This is a genomic window from Streptomyces sp. NPDC006174, from assembly GCF_040614075.1.
Lineage (GTDB): Bacteria > Actinomycetota > Actinomycetes > Streptomycetales > Streptomycetaceae > Streptomyces.
This window is the reverse complement of record NZ_JBEXTJ010000001.1, coordinates 264,496-284,732: the sequence shown is the minus strand read 5'-3', so window position 1 is coordinate 284,732 and position 20,237 is coordinate 264,496. Positions and strand designations below refer to the sequence as shown.

The following is a 20,237-nucleotide window of genomic DNA, read 5'->3' as shown; positions in this document are numbered from 1 at the left end:
GGGGCCGGCCACACGCGGCGACCGGCCCCCTGTCCATCTCTGCCCTCAGCCGCCGAGCTTCACCGCCAGCTCGGCCGCGTCCGTGGTCGGCGCGTCACAGACGAAATGCCGGCAGACGTACGCGGTCGGCTCACCGCCCACCAACGGCCGGTCCACCAGCAGCGGGAACTCCGCGCCCGCGCCCGGCCCTTCACCGGCCGCGACGACCGCACCCGGCGCCCGTCCCAGCAACGCCGTACGGTGCAGCTCACCACCGACCGGCCCGGCGACGGCCACCTCACGCGGCCCGTCCAGCAGCGCCTCGGCGACGGCGAGCCCCCAGCCGATGAACCGCGGCGCACGCGGCCCCAGCGCCTTGACCACGCCGAGCGCACCTTCGGCGGCGGTGCGATGGGCCTCGGACCCGGTATAGGCGGCGTACGAGAGCAGCGCGCCCGCAGCGGCTGTCCATCCGGCCGGAGTGGCACTGTCGGTCGGATCCTGCGGCCGCCGGATCAGCTTCTCCGCCTCATGCGCGGTGTCGTAGAGCTGCCCGCCGTCGCCGGTGAACTGCTCCAGTACGACATCGAGCAGGAACCCGGCGAATTCCAGCCAGGCCCCTTCTCCCGTCACAGCGGCCAGCGCGAGGAACCCTTCGGCGACATCGCCGTAGTCCTCCAGCACACCGGCGTTGTCACCCGCGCGCCCGTCCTTGGAGGTACGGGTGAGCCGGGCGACCTCTCCGAGGTGGACCCGGACCAGCAGATCGGCGGCCTCGGTGGCCCGCTCGACGAGGTCGGGCCGGTCGAAGTAGGCGCCGGTCTCGGCGAGCGCGGCGATGGCGAGCCCGTTCCAGGCGGCGACCACCTTGTCGTCCCGTCCAGGACGCGGCCGCTCCTCGCGTGCCGCCAGCAGCCGCGCCCGTACGTCGGCGACGCGCCCGGCGTCCACGGGCCGCGCCTCACCGGAGAGCTGGAGGACGGAGGCACCTTCCTCGAAGGTGCCCTCCTCCGTCACACCGAAGTACGCGGCGGCGAAGGCCCCGTCCTCCTCACCGAGCACCGCACGCAACTGCGCAGGAGTCCACACATAGAAGGCGCCTTCGACATGCTTGCCCTGCGCGTCCTCGCTGTCGGCATCGAGCGCGGAGGCGAAACCGCCTTCGGTGGTACGGAGCTCCCGCACCATGAAGTCGGCGGTCTCCAGGGCGACGCGGCGGGCCTCGGCGGACCCGGTGGTGCGCCAGAGATGGGCGTACACACGGCAGAGCAGCGCGTTGTCGTAGAGCATCTTCTCGAAGTGCGGGACGACCCACTCCCGGTCCACGGAGTACCGCGCGAACCCGCCACCGAGCTGGTCGTAGATCCCGCCGCGGGCCATGGCCGAGCAGGTGTCGGCGGCCATCTGGAGGGCGCCTTCCGCTCCCGTACGGGCGTAATGCCGCAGCAGGAACTCCACAGCCATGGACGGCGGGAACTTGGGCGCACCGCCGAACCCGCCGTGCCGCTCGTCGTACTCCCGGGTCAGCCCGAGCAGCGCCTGCGCCACCTCCGCCTCACCCGGCACCCCGTCACCGCCGTGCGCCAGCGACCGCCCGGCCAGATCGGCAACGATCCGCCCGGCCACCTCGGCCACCTCCTCCCGCCGATCGGTCCAGGCGGCGCTCACCCCTTCGAGCACCTGCCGGAAGGAGGGCGAGCCGTGGCGAGGCTCGGGCGGGAAGTAGGTCCCGAAGTAGAAGGGTTCGGCGTCCGGCGTGAGAAACACGGTCATCGGCCACCCGCCATGCCCGGTGGCCGCCTGTACGGCCTCCATGTACACGGCGTCGACGTCGGGCCGCTCCTCCCGGTCGACCTTCACGGCGACGAACCGCTCGTTGAGGTAGGCGGCGACGGTCTCGTCCTCGAACGACTCGTGCGCCATGACGTGGCACCAGTGGCACGCGGAGTATCCGACCGACAGCAGGACGGGCACATCACGCCGCCGCGCCTCCTCGAAGGCGTCCGCTCCCCAGGGCCACCAGTCGACGGGATTCTCAGCATGCTGAAGCAGATAGGGCGAGGTCACGCCAGCCAGCCGGTTCATGCAACCCAGCCTCTCACAGCGCCTGGCACGACCGGCGAAACCCTCACGGGCCCGGCTCGCTTGGCCGAATTGCACTTATGCGCCATTACATGGTGGGCGGCTCCATCCCTTCCGAGTCAGGTAGGCCCGGTTCGGAGACCACAGACCGGATCGAGACTGCTGCGCCCTTCCCCGTCACTGTCGACCTGGAAGCCGTCTGACAGCGCTGGAAGAAAGCGAAAATTTCGGGAGTACCTGGAGGCTCTTTCGCTGCGGTCGGCTCCCCTGGACCAGCCGCCATCTGCTCTACGAGCAAGGATCGACTAGGGCGAACTTCCCTGTCCGTGCAGCGCATTCGCGATTGGCAAACCAGAAAACATATACCGACAAATAAACTCTGCCGAGAATTTCTTCGTGCGGTCGACCTCTTGGCTCGGCAGCGCAACACCGCCCTCCCTGCCCCACTCGCCGACCGGCATTTTGGGATCGCTTACCGGGCGGCGTCCCGGCGGCCGGCACCGCACGGCACCGGGACCGTGCGGCGTACGCCCGGGCCGCCGTTCCACCGGCTCCGAATTGATTCGTTCATGCGTTCGAATATCTGTTCCTGTCCCCACCACCTCGCTGGCTGGTCAGCCGGCTAACCGAACACTGTGACTGGTTTGCTGGCAACTCTTCCCGTCGGCAGGTGATGGATCAACGGGAGAAGATGGTGTGCGCACTTCCGGTGCGGCTATCGTTCGGGGTCAGAGTTTCACCAGCCACGTGGTAACTAAAGGTGATGACGGCTCCGGTGACCGGGCGCGGCCGGGGGTCCGCCGCGCAGACCGCTGCCGTAGCGCAGCCGAAACGGGAGACGACAGTGCGGCAACCGGTCCAGCAGCGATCCATAAGCAAGCGCCGCGAGCTGGTGGCTGCTGCTGCCCGGGTCTTCGCCGAGAAGGGCTACTACCGGACCACGATCGAGGAGATCACGACGCTGGCCGGGGTCGGCCGCGGTGCCTTCTATCACTACTTCAACAAGGGCAAATCCGACGTTGCCACGGCAGTGGTGACGGAGGGCTTCACGATGGACGCGGCGGTGCCGACGCTGCCGCGCATCCAGAGCGTGGTGGACGCCTCGATAGCCCTGGCGACACTCACTCCCGTGGTTCCGGTCGTCAAAGCCGCCGCACGGCTTGCCACCGAGCAGGATCACCCCGACTTCTACGGTCACTTGATCCGGTTGTACATCCCTCAGGTCACTCAGCTGATCGAACAGGCCAAGGAGTTCGGCGAGCTCCAGCAGGGCGTGGATCCAGCTCTTACGGCGGAGGCGTGGGTCATGCTCTACTCGGGGACCGATCAGCACGCCCGCCTGGACTACCACCGGCTGCCGCAGAAGATCGCGCAAGCGAATGCGGTGATCGTGCGTGGCATCGTCACCGCGGAAACAGCCCTCAAGCTGGACATGTCGGTTCAGCGCGGCGAGCTTCTGGTGCGGCAGTCCCGTTGGGCCGAGGAGTACATCCAAGGCCTCGAAGCCGTGGCGCCGGCCGACAGCCCGACCTGACCGCCTTCCCCCCTGTCGGTCCGGCCCGTCGTGGTGTCGCAGATGAGGCACTCGCCTCTCGGCATTTCTCCCGTTGTCACACAAAGTAATCACAAGGGTGAGTCCGCGATCCGTGAGAAGGCGACGGCGAACGCCCTTCGAAAGAGCTGGATCGCCACAGTGTGGGTTGCTCTGCGCGAAGTGCAGAACACTGCCGGGTTCCGAACCAAACCATGCGCATGGTTTGATCTCTATCGTTCAGGCCGGGTGGCGAGAGGGCAACGGCCCGTTGGCGGGCGCACATTCCGTGCGGACGGCCTGGGCTGGTGCGGAGGGGGAGAGCGGTGCCGGGAGCGGAGCGCGAGTACCAGTGGCTGATGGAGCGCTACCGCCGTCGGCGGACCAGGAAGGAGCTCGGGCTCGAACCCTGGTCGGTGTCCTTCGATCGGGGCGGGCGCGGATCCGAGCGCATCCGGCAGGACGATGCCCGGCTGCGGGCTGTCGAGGAGTCCGGTAGCGGGCTCCGCGGTGGGTCTTTGCCGCTGCGCCACCCGGCACTCGGCGAGGGGTCCGTGCACCTGCTCGCCTCGCGGACCTCCGGGGCGAGCATCCCGACCTACATTTTCGAGCCTGGCGATCAGGAGCTGTGATGCACATACTCATGCCTGAGGACCCGGTGTTCATGACGCGGTTCCTGGAGATGGAGGAACCCCTCCTCCACTCCCTGTACTACCTCCACATCGACCATCTTCCGAAGGTCCAGGCCGAGACGATCCGCCGGGCCTACGAGTGCTGGGGCGACATCCAGGCCGCAATGCCCAAATTCCTGAGCTGGCACACGCCGTCCGCGTTCGAACTCGCCGCACCACGCCGGGAATCGGAGGGTTACCTCCTCCACAGCCCCGACGGCGCGCAGCTGATCAGCCTGTACGCGGTGGAGGTGAGCATCGAGAGGCTCGGCTGTCTGGCGGCGTGCCTCACGCTGCTCGAAGAGGCCGAGAACGCGATGGGCGGACCGCTGGCCGGTGCGCTCGCAGAGATCAGGGAGCCACGGGGGCGGGATCTGGTGGACAACTTCCGTCGGGTCCTGCGGGCGTTGCAGATACCGGCGCCCCTCTCCTTGCTCGCGTCACTGCGGCATGCGGCGCCGGCCGGGCCGGAGGAGGAGGTTCACCTCGATGAGGCGCAGCACGCCGAGTACGTGACCTACAGCGATGAGTTCTGCTACGCCCTGAGCACCGGAGACTGGTTCACGTACACGATGCACCGGTCCCTGTACCTCTGACCCATCGCTCCGGCCGCCGCCCCGTCCGGCGGCCGGGGAGCCTGTCTCCCCCGTGGTGCTGGTCAGGCACTGAGCATCGGGTGGGTCTCCAGCAGCGCCTCGGACACACCGAAGGCGCGGGTGAGGGTCAGCGCGTGCGGCTCCAGGAAGCCGAGGACCGCGTCGACCGCGTCGGGCAGGCCCTCGACCTGGTGGGCCGTCAACCGCTTCCGCGCCAGCAGGTCACCGCTGTGCGCAGCGACCCGGCGCAGGGCGAACAGGGCATGCAGCCCGCGCAGCAGGTCCGCCGGCAATCCGGAGGGAACCTGGCCGGCGGCGGTCAGCAGGGACTCAGCGGCCAGCCGGTGGACGTGGGCGTCGGCCAGCGCCACGGCGGGCGTCACCGTTGCGTTCCAGCGGGCCAGCGGGGATGCGGCACGCCGGCGGAGCCGGGCTTTCGCGCGACTGTGAGAGATGCGCTCGATGTCGGCCAGGAGGTCCTGGAGGAACTGGGGGTCGGTGAGCCCCCGGTCCTCGGGCGCTATCTCGCTCTCCGGCTTGAGGTCGATGTTGCCGAGCAGCATCTCGCCCCCGGCCTTCTGCAGGATCACCACGTTGTCGCCCTCGGCCGTGATCGTGCCCTCGATGGAGGCGAGCTGCAACGCGATGCCGTTCGCCTGGATCAGGCCTTGGGCGCCGCACCGCTCGCGGCACTCGGTCATGACCGCCCGGGCCCGCCAGGTGATCCACGCCTTGCTGATCGCCGTCAGCCGCTCGTACGCCTCGCGGTCCTCACCGGTCGCCCGGTCCCACTGCCGCACGACGGACCGCTGGAGCAGCGTGGCGGCGTAGGTCGTCGCGGCGGCGTCGAGCAGGGGCGTGTGGTGGCCGCGGTGGGAGATCAGCGGCACGCGCTGCCCGTTGGTCATGCCCGAGGTGACCCGGGTGTGGGCGTAGCGCATGGCGACGTCGAGAGCGTGACGCATGACGCCGAGGCTGTGGGCGGTCATGCACAGCTTGCCCATCGTGACCCGTCCGATGGACTGGAGGAACCGACGGCGTGGGCTTCCGAGCGTGCTGGTGAACTCGCCGTCCGGGGTGAGGCGGCCGTGGTCGCTCTGGAGGAGGGCGTCGAACGGGAGGCGGACATCGTGGAACGTCGTGGCGCAGTGGTCGACGGGGCTGCTGGCCGTCTGGGGCAGCGGCCGCACATCCACACCCGGTAGCGGGCTGCCTTCGCTGTCGCTGAGCGGCGTCAGGAACAGGAAGACGCCGTGGTCGGTGCCGTCGACGATCAGGCGTGCCGCGACGACGGCCCCCTTCGCCCCGCCGGCCGGGCCGGTGTTGGGCATGAACTTCGCCGCGCCGGCCGTCGGGGTGTTCAGCACGAACCCGCGCGCCGCCCGGTCGAACGTCGCCGTGGTCTCCATATGTACAGCGTCATTGCCATGGGCAACCTCGGTGCAGAGAAACGTGCCTATGCGGTCGGCGCGGACGTACTCGCTCAGGTCCCGCCCGCCCGCCTCGTGGTCGACCAGGCTCCCGAAGAAGAGGTTGTAGTGGATGGAGACGATGGTGGCCATGCCCGGGTCCACGGCACCGGCCCACTCGTGAATGGCGGTGAGTTCGACCGGATCGCTCGCTAGGACCTGTGGATCCTCCACGGCCCCGTTGACGAGCCGGAGCCGGTCGTAGCTCAGGTCTATGCGTTCTCGGTGGGCCAGCCCCTCCTCGAAACGGAATGGGGTGGAGCTGAAGAGGCGCCGCCATCGTTCGTGAGTCGTATCCAGCTGACCGGCGAACAGGACGTCGGCGAGAGCGGCGGAGGCGGATGCGGAATGCGGAATCTGAGAGTCAGTCACACCGAAGCAAACTAGCCTGATCGATCACGTCTGACGCAGTGAGGATCAACACGATTGAGCTGGGCGAAAACACGGTAGGTGCCCACTCCATCACTCACTTTCACCCCCGTCGGACGGCCGCTGGGCGCGACCGTGGCCAGGGCGCGAACAGACCCGATCCGGCTCTATGTGCTGTCCGTAGCGCCGGTGCAGGTCGCGCACGTCCGATGCGGTCATACGGCGAAGTTGCGGACGCACCGCGACCCGCCACATCGGCTGTCGCGTCCGCGGTGCGGTTGATGCGTGCCTCCGTCGGCCGGTGGATGTCCGGCACCGCGCGGCGGGCCGTCTCAGCGCCTGAGCGGGCAGGACCAGGACCGCTTCCGGTGGTACGCCGGTGGCGAGCGGCACCGCCGGAGCCGCGCCCGCCCGGCCCGGCGGCTCATCGGTCGCCTCCTCTCCCCCGCGCTCCGGTCACCGACCCGTCGCATGGTGGGAAACGTTTGATTATTGGTTGTTCCTGAGCGATTCCGTTTGAGTATGTCTCGTGTTACGTTCCCCGTGCTCCAGCCCCAACTCCCTTGCCAGGCCCCGGACATGGGCATCCCCTTCCCCGCGTTTCCCCCGCTCGTCCAACCCCGCACGTCCAACCCGCACGGATTGCCGCACGCTGCCACGGCTCACTCCGCCGGGGCGTCGCGCCTCACTCCGCGCGCCGTCATGCCTGGAGGAGATCGATGCGACGCATCGTCGCTTGTCTGGTGGCCCTGCTGGTGATGGTGGGAGGCCCGCTGTTCACCGGGACCGCCGCTGCCGCCGTCGTACCCAAACCACCACCGCTGACCACGCCGTGGACGGACCAGGTGTCCACCACCAACCCGCTGCCGGACTATCCGAGACCGCAGATGACGCGGCAGGCCTGGCAGTCGCTGAACGGTGAGTGGGAGTTCCTCAACCCGCCGGTCGACGGCGCCGGAAACGTGAACCGGAACGCCGCGCCGCCGTTCGGCCAGACCCTGCCCGAGCGCATCCTCGTGCCCTACCCGGTCGAGTCGGCCCTGTCCGGCATCATGCGCAACGACAACCGCGACCTGCTGTTCTACAAGCGCGCCTTCACCGTCCCGCGGAGTTGGAACGGCCAACGCGTCCAACTGCACTTCGGTGCGGTGGACTACGAGGCCACCGTCTGGGTCAACGGCACGCAGGTCACCACGCACAAGGGCGGCTACGACCGGTTCGAGGTCGACATCACGCCACAGCTGCGGGCCGGTTCCAACGAGCTGATCGTGCGTGTCTACGACCCGACCGACGGGCGCGGTGAGAAGCAGCCGGTCGGCAAGCAGACCAACAACCCGACCGGGATCTTCTACACGCCCAACTCCGGTATTTGGCAGACCGTCTGGCTGGAGCCGACACCGGCCTCCTCCCTCTACTCCGTCGACATCCGGCCCGACCTGGCGACCAGCACCGCCCGGGTGCGGGTCTTCACCCGCGGCAATGTCAGCGGCCACACCGTCCGCGCCGAGGCGCTGTCCGGCGCCACCGTCGTCGGCGAGGCCACCGGCGGCTTCACCGAGTTCTCCGTACCCGTGCCGAACGCCCGGCGCTGGTCGCCCGACGACCCGTTCCTGTACGACCTGCGGGTGACGCTGCGTAACGCCTCCGGCGCCGCCGTCGACAGCGTCACCAGCTACTTCGGGATGCGCGAGGTCGGCAAGAAGATGGTCGACGGGGTCCTGCGGCCCACGCTGAACGGTGAGTTCGTCTTCCAGATCGGCACGCTCGACCAGGGCTACTGGCCCGACGGCCTGTACACCGCGCCCACCGACGCGGCTCTCGCCTTCGACCTCCAGAAGCACAAGGAGCTCGGCTTCAACATGGTGCGCAAGCACATCAAGGTGGAGCCGGCCCGCTGGTACTACCACGCCGACCGGCTCGGGCTGCTGGTGTGGCAGGACATCCCCTCCACCCCGGCCTTCGACCAGAACCGCACTCCGGCCCAGACCGCTCAGCTGGAGACCGAGGCGCGCGAGATCATCGACGAGCACCGGTTCTCGCCGGCGGTCATCTCCTACGTCCCGTTCAACGAGGGCTGGGGCGAGTGGGAGCTGAACGCCACCCGACGCATCGCCGACGAACTGAAGAACTACGACCCGTCCCGGCTGATGAACGCCCACAGCGGCTACAACTGCTGCGTCTCCAAGGGCGATCCGGGCAACGGCGACATGCTCGACTGGCACGTCTACACCGGCCCGGACGCACCGCGCCCCACCGCCACCCGCTTCTCCGTACTCGGCGAGTTCGGCGGCATCGGACTCCGTACACCGGGTCATGAGTACAGCCCCGACAACAAGTTCTTCGCCTACGAACAGGTCTTCAGCAGCGCCCAGCTCAACGACCGCTACACCGGCATGGTCCGCGATGTGCGGCAGCTGATGACCACCAAGGGCGTTTCGGCGTACGTCTACACGGAGATCACCGACGTCGAAGGCGAGTACAACGGGCTGCTCACCTACGACCGGCGCGTCCAGAAGGTCGACACCGGCCAACTACGCGCGGCGCACGCCGCTTTGATCGGCGCCTCCCGCAACCTCAACTCCACGCCGGTCCACACCCTGGGCCACGTCCGCTCCCTCCGGGTCACCACGCCCGGCTTCACCGACCGCTACCTTCGCCACGCCGACTCGGTGGCCCGTACCGACGTCCTCTCCGCCGCCTCCTCCGACACCGGCCGCCAGGACGCCTCGTACCGCACCGTGGCCGGTCTCGCCGACCCGCGCTGCGTCTCCTTCGAGTCGGTCAACCAGCCGGGCCGCTACCTGAGGCACGCGAACAGCCGGGTGCGGGTCGACGCGAACACCGGCGGGCCGTTCGCCGCGGACGCCACCTGGTGCGCCCGTGCCGGCCTCGCCGCCGGTGGCACCTCGTACGAGTCGTACAACTTCCGCGGCTCCTACCTCCGCCACCATGCCGACAACGTGTACCTGGCCCGCAGCGGCGGCCCCAACCCGTGGGACACCGCGAGCGGCTTCAACGCCGACGCCACCTGGAACACCGCCGAGCCGGCCCTGTGGCGCAGCTCCGTCCTGCTCCCGACCGACGTACGCCGCTCGCTGCGGGTCACCACCTGGGGCCACACCGACCGGTATCTGCGGCACGCCGACAGCCTCGCGTACACCGAGGTCGTGAGCGCGGGCAGCAGCGCCACGCTCAAGCAGGACGCGACGTACACCGTGCGGCGCGGACTGGCCGACTCGTCCTGCTACTCGTTCGAGTCGGTGAACTTCCCCGGCCAGTTCCTGCGCCACGCCGACAGCCGGGTGCGCAACGCGCCGAACGAGAACACGGCGCTCCACCGCCAGGACGCCACCTTCTGCGCCCGGCCCGGCGTCGGCGGAACCGGCGTCACCTTCGAGTCGATCAACGTGCCGGGCTCGTACCTCCGCCACTTCGACTCCGCGGTGTACATCGCCTCCGGCAGTGCGGGCGAGGGCTTCAACCGGCCGCAGACCCTGACCGCGGACAGCAGCTGGACGCTCGCCGCTCCCTGGGCGCCCTGACCCTGTCGCCCCGGCGGGAGCGGTGCCATCCCGGCCACTCGCGCGCGAGCGCCGTCCGCAGCACACTTGAGTCCGGCGCCGGTCCCTGACGACCGGCGCCGGACGCTCGGACGCCGCTGACGACGGAGGGGGACACACATGCGGGACAGCCATCGGGCGGAAGCGAAGCGGCTGTTGGCGCGGGCCGTGGAGGAGGAGGCGCGGCGCGCGGGTGGCCGGACGGATTCCGGAGTACTGATGGCGCGGGCCACGGCGGCGCTCGACACCATCGCGGCGGGAGCGCGCGAGGAGTACGCGGCGTATACGCAGGCGCTCGACGCGGCGGCCGCCGGTGAGCGGCCGCTGTCGGAGCGGCTCACGAAGGAGACACTCGGAACACCGCTGCTGGTGACGGGAGTTGCCGCCGTCGCCGCGTTCGGCGCGGACCTGGCGTTCGGTACGGCCACCGGTCCCGCGCTCGGCGCCGGTGCGGTCGTCGCGGTGGCCGGTGCGGCGACGACGGTGGCGAAGGCGACCGCCTCGCACTGGCCCGCCGCCCACCGCCGCGCCGGAGCGGCCGGACAGCCGGGTGGAGCCGAGCAGTTGCGGCTCCAGTGGCTCACCGCGCTGGAGGTACGGGGCATCCGCCCGTACCTCGACCAGCAGCGCATGCTCACCTCCACCAACCGCGCCACCAAGGCCCAGAAGGCGCCGGTCGTACGGCAGTTGCGCGGCGGTGACCGCAGCGCCGCCGCCCGCACCCGGGTCGTGCTGGAGCAGTCCTTCGGCCATCTGCCGTCCGCCGACGGGCCGTTCACCGGCCGTCGGGCCGAACTCGCGCAGATCGCGCAGTGGGTGCACGCCGCCCGCGCCTCCACGCAGACCCGGCCCACCGTCGTCGTGCTGCACGGCGCTCCGGGCTCCGGGCGCACCACGCTCGCGGTGCGGGCGGCGCACGCGCTCAAGGACCAGTTCCGCGGCGCCTGCGTGGTCGACCTGCGAGGCCAGGTCGACGGCGAGAGCCCGCTGCCGACCCGCGACGCCCTGCTCCACCTCCTCAACCGGCTCGGCGCACCGCGTGAGCAGCTCCTCTTCCGGGACGGGACCGCACCGGGAGCCTCCGGCGCCGCGCAGCCGCAGCCGTACGGGAAGTCCGCCGCCGCGCAGCACGTGCGGCGCCTCGGCGAGCTGTACCACCAGCACCTCACCGGCACGCCGGTCACCATCGTGCTCGACGACGCGACCGACGCCGAACAGGTCCGCACCCTGATCCCGGAACGCTCCGACGGCCTCGTCATCGTCACGGCCCGCGAGCCGCTGGAGCTGCCGGAGGACGTACCGGCCTGGGTCCACCACCTGCCGGTCGGCCCGCTGGACGCGGGAGGCGCCGAGGAGCTGCTGCGCGAGGTGGCCGGCGGCGAGGAGGCGGGGCCGTACGACTATCCGGCCACCGAGGCCGTCGTGGAGCTGTGCGGCGGGCTGCCGCTGGCGCTGCGCGTGGCCGCCTCGGCGCTCGGCGCCCGTACACGCAGCGCACTCGCGGAAGACCTGCGCGCCTACGGTCCGGTCTCGCCGGTGGACCGGGCCCTGTGGCTGCGCTACACCGACCAGCACGAGGCGGCCCGCCGGCTGCTGCGGCGGCTCGCGCTGGCGGGCCGGGCCAGCCTCGGCGCCGCTGCCGCCGCCGCTCTGCTGGCCGCCGACGAGCAGGAGGCCGAGCGGCGGCTGGCCGAGCTGACCCGGGCCGGGCTGCTCACCCATGTACGCGGATCGCGCTACCGGCTCCACGACCTCGTCCGGAGCTTCGCGCTGGCCCGGCTGCTCGACGAGGAGGAGCCCGCCGAGCGCGCCGCCGCCCATGAGCGGCTGCTGACCAGCTACGCGGAGCTGGCGAACGCCGTGATCCGCATGGTCGACGGCAAGATGTCGACGCGGGCCGGCCAGTTCGGCGCGCACGGCTTCGGCTCGCTGGACTCGGCGCTGCGCTGGCTGGACGACGAGTCAAGCTTCATCACCTCCGCGCTGCGCCACAGCGAAGGCGTCGACCAGTCCACGGTGCTGAACCTGCTCGGCGCGCTCTGCGACTACTGCCTGCTGCGCGGCGACCTCTACCGCCTCGGCGAGATCAGCGAGCTGACCCGCTCGGTCGACCAAGGGCTGCTGGAGCGGTCGGTGCAGTGGCGTACGGGAATCGCGGCGCGGCAGCTCGGTGAGCTGGACAAGGCGCGCACCACGCTCTCCTCGGTGGTCGGCCTCTACCGCGAGGCGCACAACGACGCCGGCGCGGCCCTCGCGCTCTGCTCGCTCGGCATCACGCTGCACCACCAGGGCAACCTCACCGAGGCCGCCGCCCGGCTCGGCGAGGCGCTGGAGCTCCAGGCCTCCGACGCGCAGGCCGAGGACCGGGCCTGGACCCTGCACGCGCTGGCGGCGGTCGAGCGCGACCGGGGCAACCTGGCCCGCGCGCTGACCCTGCTGGACACCGCGCTCACGCTGCACCGCGAAGGCGAGTCGCTGCACGGCGAGGCGTGGACGCGCTTCCAGCTCGGCCAGGTCCGGCTGCGTACGGGAGAGGTCGCGGCGGCCGAGGAGGCCTTGTCCACGGCCCTGGAGCTGTACGGCCGCACCCGCGACGGGCGCGGCGAGGCCTGGGCCATCACACAGCTGGCAAGGGCCCGGCTGCTGGACGGCGACCCGGGCGCCGCGCTGGAGCAGCTCCGCGACGCGCTGGCCCGCCACCGGGACAACGAGGACGCGCGCGGCGAGGCGTGGACGCTGTACTACCTGGGCCAGGCGCTGGAGGAGGACGGCGACGCGGTGGAGGCCGTACGGGAGCTGGAGCGGGCCCGGACGATGTTCTCCCGGATGCGCGACGTGTACGGGCTGGCCTGCGCCCGCCACCACTCGGGCCGGGTCACCCGCGACCAGCGGGCCGCGCAGACCGGGAACCTGCGCAATTCCGGCTTCGCCCGGCAGCTCCTGATGGACGCGCGGGCCGACTTCCGGCGGATCGGGGTCGCGCACGGCGAGGCGTGGGCGTGCCTGGAGCTGGCGCTGATCGACGCGGGCAACGGGCGGGCTCCGCAGGCGCTGGAGCTGTGCGGCGAGGCGGCGGAGCTGTTCGCCTCGTACGGGGACGAGCGCGGGCGGGACTGGGCCCGGTTCCTGCGGTGCACGCTGCTGCCGTACGCCTCGCCGGGCGGCAGCGAGGTGGGCACGGTGGTGGCGCAGCAGGAGCTGGCGGAGCTGGCCGCCGAGCACCACCCGGCCCGGGACAGCAGGCTGGAGCGGTGCACGGAGGCCTTCGCGGTGGCGCTGGCGCGCGGCGTGGACCTGGAGGACGGCTGGCAGGCCTGGCGCCTGGGCCTGACCCCGACCCGCCACTCCCGAGAGGTGATCGGCCACTCCAGCCCGTCCGCGGACCACTCCCGAGAGGTGATCGGCCACTCCAGCCCGTCCGCGGACCACTCCAGCCCGTGACCGGCCGCACCAGCCCGTCCGGCGTTCGAGGACGGAAGCCCGCGCCCGGAGGCCCCGGGCCTACTTCTCGGCAGAACTCCGAGGAGCCCCGCTCTCGGCGGCCTCGGAGGCGGCCGGGTCCGGGGCCTCCTCGAAGTTCACCCGCCCCATGTGCCGGTTCATCGACTTCATCAGCTGCCACACGCCGACGGCGAGGGCCGCGAAGACGAGGAAGCCGAGGACACCGGGGGTGACCTTGTTCTTGTCGAGCTCGGCGGCGAGCGGGACGACGTGCGTCAGTGCCTGGGTCGCGTACATATCAGGCATTGTCGCGGATGCCCGCGAAGAGGTCGCTCTCGGGGAGGGAGGTATCGACCAGAGACTTCGCCAGCTCGTACTCCTCGGTCGGCCAGACCTCCCGCTGGACCTCCATCGGAACGCGGAACCAGCCGCCCTCCGGATCGATCTGCGTGGCGTGCGCGATCAGCGCCTTGTCGCGGATCTCGAAGAACTCGTCGCAGGGAACGTGCGTGGTCAGCGTGCGCTCGACCCGCTCGAACTCCTTCCACCGCTCCAGCCACTCCCCGTACGGCGACTCCAGGCCGCGCGCGAGCAGCGCCTCGTGCAGCGCGACCGTGCGCGGCCGGTTGAAGCCCTGGTTGTAGTAGAGCTTCTGCGGCTCCCAGACCGGCCCGAACTCGTCCTCCGGGAAGGCCTCCGCGTCGGCGGCGCCGTCGAACGCGATCATCGAGATCGTGTGCGTCATGATGTGGTCGGGGTGCGGATAGCCGCCGTTCTCGTCGTACGTGGTGATGACCTGCGGCCGGAACGCGCGGATCTTCGCCACCAGCCGTCCGGCCGCGACCGTGGGGTCCTCCAGCGCGAAGCAGCCCTCCGGCAGCGGCGGCAGCGGGTCGCCCTCGGGAAGGCCGGAGTCGACGAAGCCGAGCCACTCCTGCCGGACGCCCAGGATCTCCCGGGCCTCGTCCATCTCCTTCTTGCGCACCTCGTGGATGTTCTTCTCGATGTACGCGTCACCCTGGAGCTTCGGGTTGAGGATGGAGCCGCGCTCGCCTCCCGTGCAGGTCACGACCAGCACGTCCACCCCCTCGGACACGTACTTGGCCATGGTGGCCGCGCCCTTGCTCGACTCGTCGTCGGGGTGGGCGTGAACGGCCATCAGTCGCAGCTGCTCAGTCAAAGCTCGATCCTCGGTGTCGTAGATCCTGCTGTGTCGGTGTCGGGGCGCGGTCGGGTGACGAACGGGCGACTTCTATAGTGACCGAACGGGAAGGTGGAAAATTCCTCGTTGCCCGGACCGGAGGGAAAGATCATGACGGCGGTTCGCGAAGCCACGCCTCAGGGGCGGTACGGCAGGAGCGATGATCAGCGCACGGACCGCAAGCTGAAGATCATCGGTTCGGTGCTCGGCGTCGCGCTGCTCGGCGTGGTCGGCTGGATCGGCTACGGATATGTGACCGGCCAGGGCATCAGCGCGGAGCTGATCAAGTTCGACATCGTCTCCGACACGCGGACCGAGGCCCACCTCGAAGTGCGCAAGGGCAGCGAGACCGACGGCTACTGCACGGTACGGGCGCTGAGCAAGGACGGCAGCGAGGTCGGCCGCAAGGAGACCCGCTTCGCTCCGGGCGCGAGCCGGATCGACGAGCTGGTGGTGATGCGGACCCGGGCCCGGGCCACCGCCGTCGAGCTCACGGGCTGCACGGCCGGCGACTCTCCCACCGGCTGACTTCTTCCCGCGTCCCTCGCCTCCGCACCCACTCCGACCTGCGCTCTTGACGCACCGAAGCGGCCCACCCGGACGTGTGACGGTTTACCTTCTCCCCCTTTTCCTGGGGAATTGTTAGGCTCGTGGTTTCGCCCACCCGAAGAAGCACATGCTTCCGGGTAGGGCGATGCTTTGTATTCCCAGCACCGACGAGGAGCACCTGTGACCCAGACCAGCGAAAACGTCACCTGGCTCACGCAGGAGGCGTACAACCAGCTCAAGGCCGAGCTGGAGTACCTGTCTGGTCCCGCGCGCACGGAGATCGCCGTCAAGATCGCGGCGGCCCGTGAGGAGGGTGACCTCCGGGAGAACGGCGGGTACCACGCGGCCAAGGAGGAGCAGGGCAAGATGGAGCTGCGCGTGCGCCAGCTCACCCAGCTCCTGGAGCACGCGAAGGTCGGCGAGGCGCCGGCCGACGACGGCGTGGTCGAGCCCGGCATGGTCGTGACGATCGCCTTCGACGGCGACGAGGACGACACGACCACGTTCCTGCTCGCCTCCCGCGAGTACGCCAGCGGCGACATCGAGACGTACTCCCCGCAGTCCCCGCTCGGTATCGGCGTGAACGGCAAGCGGACCGGCGACGACGCGGAGTACGAGCTGCCGAACGGCAGGACCGCCACGGTGAAGATCCTGGCGGCGAAGCCGTACACGGGCTGACGTCCGGCCCACCACGACGGAACGGCACACGGGAGCCCCGGCCTTCATCGAGAAGGCCGGGGCTCCCGTGTGCCGTCGGTCGGTCCTCGGCGGCTCAGGCGGTCGCCGAGCGGTACTTGCGGACCGCGAGCGTCCGGAAGACCACGATGATCAGGATCGACCAGAGGACCGAGGCGAGGACCGGGTGCTCCATCGGCCAGGCGCCGGTGACCGACTTCGGCACGCCCGGCATGGTGTTGCCGAAGAGCTCACGGGCGCCCGCCACCGTGGCGCTGAAAGGGTTCCACTCGGCGACGTGCTGGAGGAACGTCGGCATGTTGGTGACCGGCACGAAGGCGTTCGAGATGAACGTCAGCGGGAAGAGCCAGATCAACCCGCCGGAGGTGGCCGCCTCTGGTGTGCGTACGGAGAGGCCGATCAGCGCGCCGATCCAGGAGAACGCGTAGCCGAGCAGGAGCAGCAGCAGGAAGCCGCAGAGTACCTTGCCGATGTTCTCGTGGGCCCGCCAGCCGACGAGCAGCGCGACGGCCGCGAGCACGACCAGCGTGAGCGTGGTCTGTACGAGGTCGGCGAGCGTCCGTCCGGTGAGGACCGCGCCCCGGGCCATGGGCAGCGACCGGAAGCGGTCGATGAGCCCCTTGTGCATGTCGTCGGCGATGCCGGCGCCGGCGCCCGCCGTGGCGAAGGTGACGGTCTGGGCGAAGATGCCCGCCATCAGGAATTCCTTGTACAGCTGCGGGTCGGTGGAGCCGCCGATGCTGATCGAGCCGCCGAAGACGTAGGTGAACAGCACCACGAACATGATCGGCTGGATCAGTCCGAAGATCAGCATCTCCGGGATCCGGGCCATCCGGATCAGGTTCCGCTTGGCGACGACGAGCGAGTCCTTGGCCGACTGGACCATGCCACCGGAGGGCCGTGGGGTCAGAACGGGAGCGTCCTTGGTGGTGGTGCTCACGGGGTCTCCTCCTTCTCCTCGTTGCCTTCCGCCTCGGCCGCGTGGCCGGTGAGCGAGAGGAAGACGTCGTCCAGGGTCGGGCGGCGCAGCGCGATGTCGTCGATCTCCACTCCGCTGCCGTCCAGCTCGCGGATGATCTCGGCGAGCAGCTTGGCCCCGCCGCTCACCGGGACGGTCAGCTTGCGGGAGATCCGTACGACGGCGACCTCGCCCTTGCCGAGCGAGGCGAGCACCGAACGGGCGGGCTCGATCTCTTCCGGGCGGTGGACGACGACCTCGACGCGCTCGCCGCCGGTCCGGGCCTTGAGTTCGTCGGAGGTGCCGCGGGCGATGACCTTGCCGTGGTCGATGACGCAGATGTCGTTGGCGAGGCGGTCGGCCTCCTCCAGGTACTGCGTGGTCAGCAGCAGCGTCGTACCGCCGGCCACCAGGTCCTCGATGACGTCCCACAGCTGCTGCCGGTTGCGCGGGTCGAGCCCGGTCGTCGGCTCGTCCATGAACATCACGGGCGGCGAGACGACCAGCGCGGCCGCGAGGTCGAGGCGGCGGCGCATCCCGCCGGAGTACGTCTTGGCCGTACGGTCGGCGGCGTCGGCGAGGTTGAACCGCTCCAGCAGGACGCCGGCCCGGGCCTTCGCGTCGCGGGCGCTCATCTGGTAGAGCTGCCCGACCATCTGGAGGTTCTCCCGGCCGGTCAGATACTCGTCGACCGCGGCGAACTGTCCGGAGAGCCCGATCGAGCGGCGTACCTCGTTGGGCTTCTTCAGTACGTCGATCCCGGCCACGAACGCGGATCCGCTGTCGGGCCGCAGGAGGGTGGTGAGGACCCGGACGGCGGTCGTCTTGCCCGCGCCGTTGGGTCCGAGCAGCCCGAGGACGGTGCCCTCGGGCACGTCGAGGTCTACTCCGTCCAGGGCTCGTACGTCACCGAAGGTCTTGACCAGACCTTCGGCATGGATGGCACCTGGCATAGAGGGACTCCCCCGTCGCTCGCTCGCGGTACGTGCTCGGTACGCGTGTTTCCGGTACGCGCGTTCCCGGTACGTCGTTCCGTGGGTGATCCTAGGATTCGCCGGGCCTCACCGCGCGGCGAATAACGTGTTTCGGCCATCCGGCAGGAACCGGACGGTCAGCCGATGACCCGGTATCCCTCCGCGCGCAGCGCCGCCTCGACTTCTTCGCAGTGGCGAGGGCCCTTGGTCTCCAGGTGGAGGTCGACCTCCACCTCGGTCAGGCCGAGGCGCGGGTCGGTGCGCACATGGCCGATATCGAGCACATTGGCGTCGGCGACGGTCAGCGTGGCCAGCAGGGTGGCCAGCGCGCCGGGCCGGTCGGTGAGCCGCAGCCGCAGGCTGAGGTAGCGGCCGGCGGCGGACATGCCGTGGCGCAGGACGCGCTGCATCAGCAGCGGGTCCACGTTGCCGCCGGACAGCACCGCCACCACCGGCCCGCGGAACGCCTCCGGGTCGCTGAGCAGCGCGGCCACCGGGCTCGCACCGGCCGGCTCCACCACCAGCTTGGCCCGCTCCAGGCAGAGCAGCAGCGCACTGGAGAGCTCGTCCTCGGTGACCGTACGGACCTCGTCGACCAGCTCCTCGATGAACGTGAACGGGACGTCGCCGGGCCGGCCGACCTTGATGCCGTCGGCCATGGTGACCGGGTCGTCGAGCGAGACCGGGTGGCCGGCGGCGAGCGAAGGCGGATAGGCGGCGGCGCCCTCGGCCTGGACGCCGACGATCCGGATGTCCGGCCGCAGCGCCTTCACCGCGACGGCGATCCCGGCCGCGAGGCCTCCGCCGCCGATGCCGACGACGATGGTGCGGACCTCCGGGCACTGCTCCAGGATCTCCAGCCCGACCGTGCCCTGGCCCGCGATGATGTCCGGGTGGTCGAAGGGGTGGATGAAGACCGCGCCGGTCTCCTCCGCGTACCGCTGCGCGGCGGTGAGCGTCTCGTCGACGACCTGGCCGTGCAGCCGCACCTCGGCGCCGTAACTCTGGGTCGCGGCGACCTTCGGGAGCGGTGCGCCGACGGGCATGAAGACGGTGGAGCGTACGCCGAGGAGCGAGGAGGCGAGCGCGACGCCCTGCGCGTGGTTCCCGGCGCTGGCGGCGACGACCCCGGCGGCCCGCTCCACCGGCGTGAGGCCGGAGATACGGACGTACGCGCCGCGCAGTTTGAAGGAGCCGGTGCGCTGGAGGTTCTCGCACTTGAGGTGGACCGGTGCTCCGACCAGCTCGCTCAGGTGCCGGCTGCCCTCCAAGGCGGTCACGCGGGCCACCCCGGACAGCATTTTCCGCGCGCCCCGGACGTCGTCGAGGATCAGGGCCGGGTGCCGGGAGGTCGCGCGGAACATCATGTCCGCAAGTCTTGCAGCTCCGGGCGGTCGCGGCAGACTTGTCTCATGGCGGCCTGCGGTGGTGTCCGCAGGTTTGTGCGGCACTGGTACGCGTTGCCCCGGGGCCGCGTACTCTGTCCCCCACCCATCCGACACCGCACGAAGAGAGCTTCCAGCCATGCCCCCTCAGGACATGACGACTGCTGCGTCTCCTTCCGGGGGCGCCGCCCCCGAACACCCGGGTCCCGACCGCCTGCTGGACTCCCTCCAGCACCAGGTGGCGGTCTTCGCCCGGCGTGCCGAGCAGACCCGCCTCGGCGGTGTCGGCCAGGTCCGCAACTCGATGGACCGGGCTGCCTACCTGCTGCTCAACCGCCTGGACAAGGAAGGCCCGATGGGCGTCAAGGCGCTGGCGGCCGGGATGGGAATCGACTCCTCGACCGTGACCCGGCAGGTCGCGCCGCTCGTCGACACCGGCCTGGTCAAGCGCACGTCGCACCCGGAGGACGGCCGGGCCGTCGTCCTCCAGCTCTCACCGCGCGGCCAGGCCCGCCTGGAGGAGGTCCGCGCCTCACGGCGTGAGCTGATGTCCCAGGTGACGGACGGCTGGACGCGGGAGGAGCGGGACACCTTCTGCGCGCTGCTCACCCGGTTCAACGGTTCGCTTGCCGCCCGGCAGGCCGCGCACCAGCCGCCGCAGAGCGACTGACCCTTCCATACGCCCCTCGTACGCCCTCTTAGGCGCCCCTGTCCCGCCGGGCGGCAGGGGCCTTGCCGTACGCTTCGCAAAGAGTTTCCAGATGGATACTTTTTAC

At 70.4% G+C, this 20,237-nt stretch carries 15 protein-coding genes; 8 read left to right on the top strand and 7 right to left on the bottom strand.

Annotated features, from left to right (window positions below):
- Window positions 1-45: 45 nt before the first annotated feature.
- A complete protein-coding gene (locus tag ABZ267_RS01305; RefSeq protein WP_356747092.1) occupies window positions 46-2,064 on the bottom strand; it encodes a thioredoxin domain-containing protein in 2,019 nt (672 codons plus the stop codon).
- 760 nt (window positions 2,065-2,824) lie between these two features.
- On the opposite strand from ABZ267_RS01305, the gene ABZ267_RS01300 reads away from it, so the two are divergent.
- The 3 genes from ABZ267_RS01300 (at window position 2,825) to ABZ267_RS01290 (ending at window position 4,859) form a co-directional block, all read left to right on the top strand.
- A complete protein-coding gene (locus ABZ267_RS01300) occupies window positions 2,825-3,595 on the top strand; it encodes a TetR/AcrR family transcriptional regulator (protein WP_356747093.1) in 771 nt (256 codons plus the stop codon).
- Between the two features lie 356 nt (window positions 3,596-3,951).
- Complete coding sequence (locus ABZ267_RS01295) at window positions 3,952-4,224, top strand: hypothetical protein (RefSeq protein ID WP_356899699.1); 273 nt, start codon at window positions 3,952-3,954, stop codon at window positions 4,222-4,224.
- On the top strand, window positions 4,224-4,859 hold the full coding sequence (locus tag ABZ267_RS01290) for a hypothetical protein (RefSeq protein ID WP_356747097.1): 636 nt from the start codon (window positions 4,224-4,226) through the stop codon (window positions 4,857-4,859). The genes ABZ267_RS01295 and ABZ267_RS01290 overlap by 1 nt, the downstream gene beginning before the upstream one ends.
- Window positions 4,860-4,921: 62 nt before the next feature.
- Here ABZ267_RS01290 and ABZ267_RS01285 read toward each other — a convergent pair whose 3' ends face one another.
- Window positions 4,922-6,700, bottom strand: coding sequence for an acyl-CoA dehydrogenase (locus ABZ267_RS01285; protein WP_356747099.1), 1,779 nt, complete (start codon window positions 6,698-6,700; stop codon window positions 4,922-4,924).
- A 716-nt stretch (window positions 6,701-7,416) separates the two neighbouring features.
- Here ABZ267_RS01285 and ABZ267_RS01280 point away from each other — a divergent pair.
- A complete protein-coding gene (locus tag ABZ267_RS01280; RefSeq protein WP_356747101.1) occupies window positions 7,417-10,239 on the top strand; it encodes an AbfB domain-containing protein in 2,823 nt (940 codons plus the stop codon).
- Window positions 10,240-10,377: 138 nt separating this feature from the next.
- Complete coding sequence (locus tag ABZ267_RS01275; protein WP_356747103.1) at window positions 10,378-13,698, top strand: tetratricopeptide repeat protein; 3,321 nt, start codon at window positions 10,378-10,380, stop codon at window positions 13,696-13,698.
- A gap of 60 nt (window positions 13,699-13,758) precedes the next feature.
- Here ABZ267_RS01275 and ABZ267_RS01270 read toward each other — a convergent pair whose 3' ends face one another.
- Together ABZ267_RS01270 and mca are read right to left on the bottom strand one after the other, a co-directional pair.
- A complete protein-coding gene (locus ABZ267_RS01270; RefSeq protein ID WP_356747105.1) occupies window positions 13,759-13,995 on the bottom strand; it encodes a hypothetical protein in 237 nt (78 codons plus the stop codon).
- Between the two features lies 1 nt (window position 13,996).
- A complete protein-coding gene (gene mca, locus ABZ267_RS01265; protein WP_356747107.1) occupies window positions 13,997-14,878 on the bottom strand; it encodes a mycothiol conjugate amidase Mca in 882 nt (293 codons plus the stop codon).
- A gap of 132 nt (window positions 14,879-15,010) precedes the next feature.
- Here mca and ABZ267_RS01260 point away from each other — a divergent pair, with 132 nt between their 5' ends.
- Both ABZ267_RS01260 and greA read left to right on the top strand, forming a co-directional pair.
- Window positions 15,011-15,427, top strand: coding sequence for a DUF4307 domain-containing protein (locus ABZ267_RS01260; RefSeq protein WP_356747109.1), 417 nt, complete (start codon window positions 15,011-15,013; stop codon window positions 15,425-15,427).
- Between the two features lie 201 nt (window positions 15,428-15,628).
- Entirely contained in the window at window positions 15,629-16,126 is a 498-nt protein-coding gene (gene greA, locus ABZ267_RS01255) for a transcription elongation factor GreA (protein ID WP_356747111.1), read from the top strand.
- A 94-nt stretch (window positions 16,127-16,220) separates the two neighbouring features.
- Here the strand turns inward: greA and ABZ267_RS01250 are convergent, their stop codons facing one another.
- The 3 genes from ABZ267_RS01250 to ilvA all read right to left on the bottom strand — a co-directional run bounded on the left by ABZ267_RS01250 (window position 16,221) and on the right by ilvA (window position 19,443).
- Complete coding sequence (locus ABZ267_RS01250; RefSeq protein ID WP_356747113.1) at window positions 16,221-17,084, bottom strand: ABC transporter permease; 864 nt, start codon at window positions 17,082-17,084, stop codon at window positions 16,221-16,223.
- Entirely contained in the window at window positions 17,081-18,055 is a 975-nt protein-coding gene (locus tag ABZ267_RS01245) for an ATP-binding cassette domain-containing protein (RefSeq protein WP_356747115.1), read from the bottom strand. Before ABZ267_RS01245 ends, ABZ267_RS01250 begins: the two co-directional genes overlap by 4 nt.
- A 158-nt stretch (window positions 18,056-18,213) precedes the next feature.
- Window positions 18,214-19,443, bottom strand: coding sequence for a threonine ammonia-lyase (gene ilvA, locus ABZ267_RS01240; protein WP_356747116.1), 1,230 nt, complete (start codon window positions 19,441-19,443; stop codon window positions 18,214-18,216).
- Window positions 19,444-19,600: 157 nt separating this feature from the next.
- On the opposite strand from ilvA, the gene ABZ267_RS01235 reads away from it, so the two are divergent.
- Window positions 19,601-20,131: a MarR family transcriptional regulator gene (locus tag ABZ267_RS01235; protein WP_356747118.1), complete on the top strand. Its 531-nt coding sequence runs from the start codon at window positions 19,601-19,603 to the stop codon at window positions 20,129-20,131.
- The last annotated feature ends 106 nt before the right edge of the window (window positions 20,132-20,237 follow it).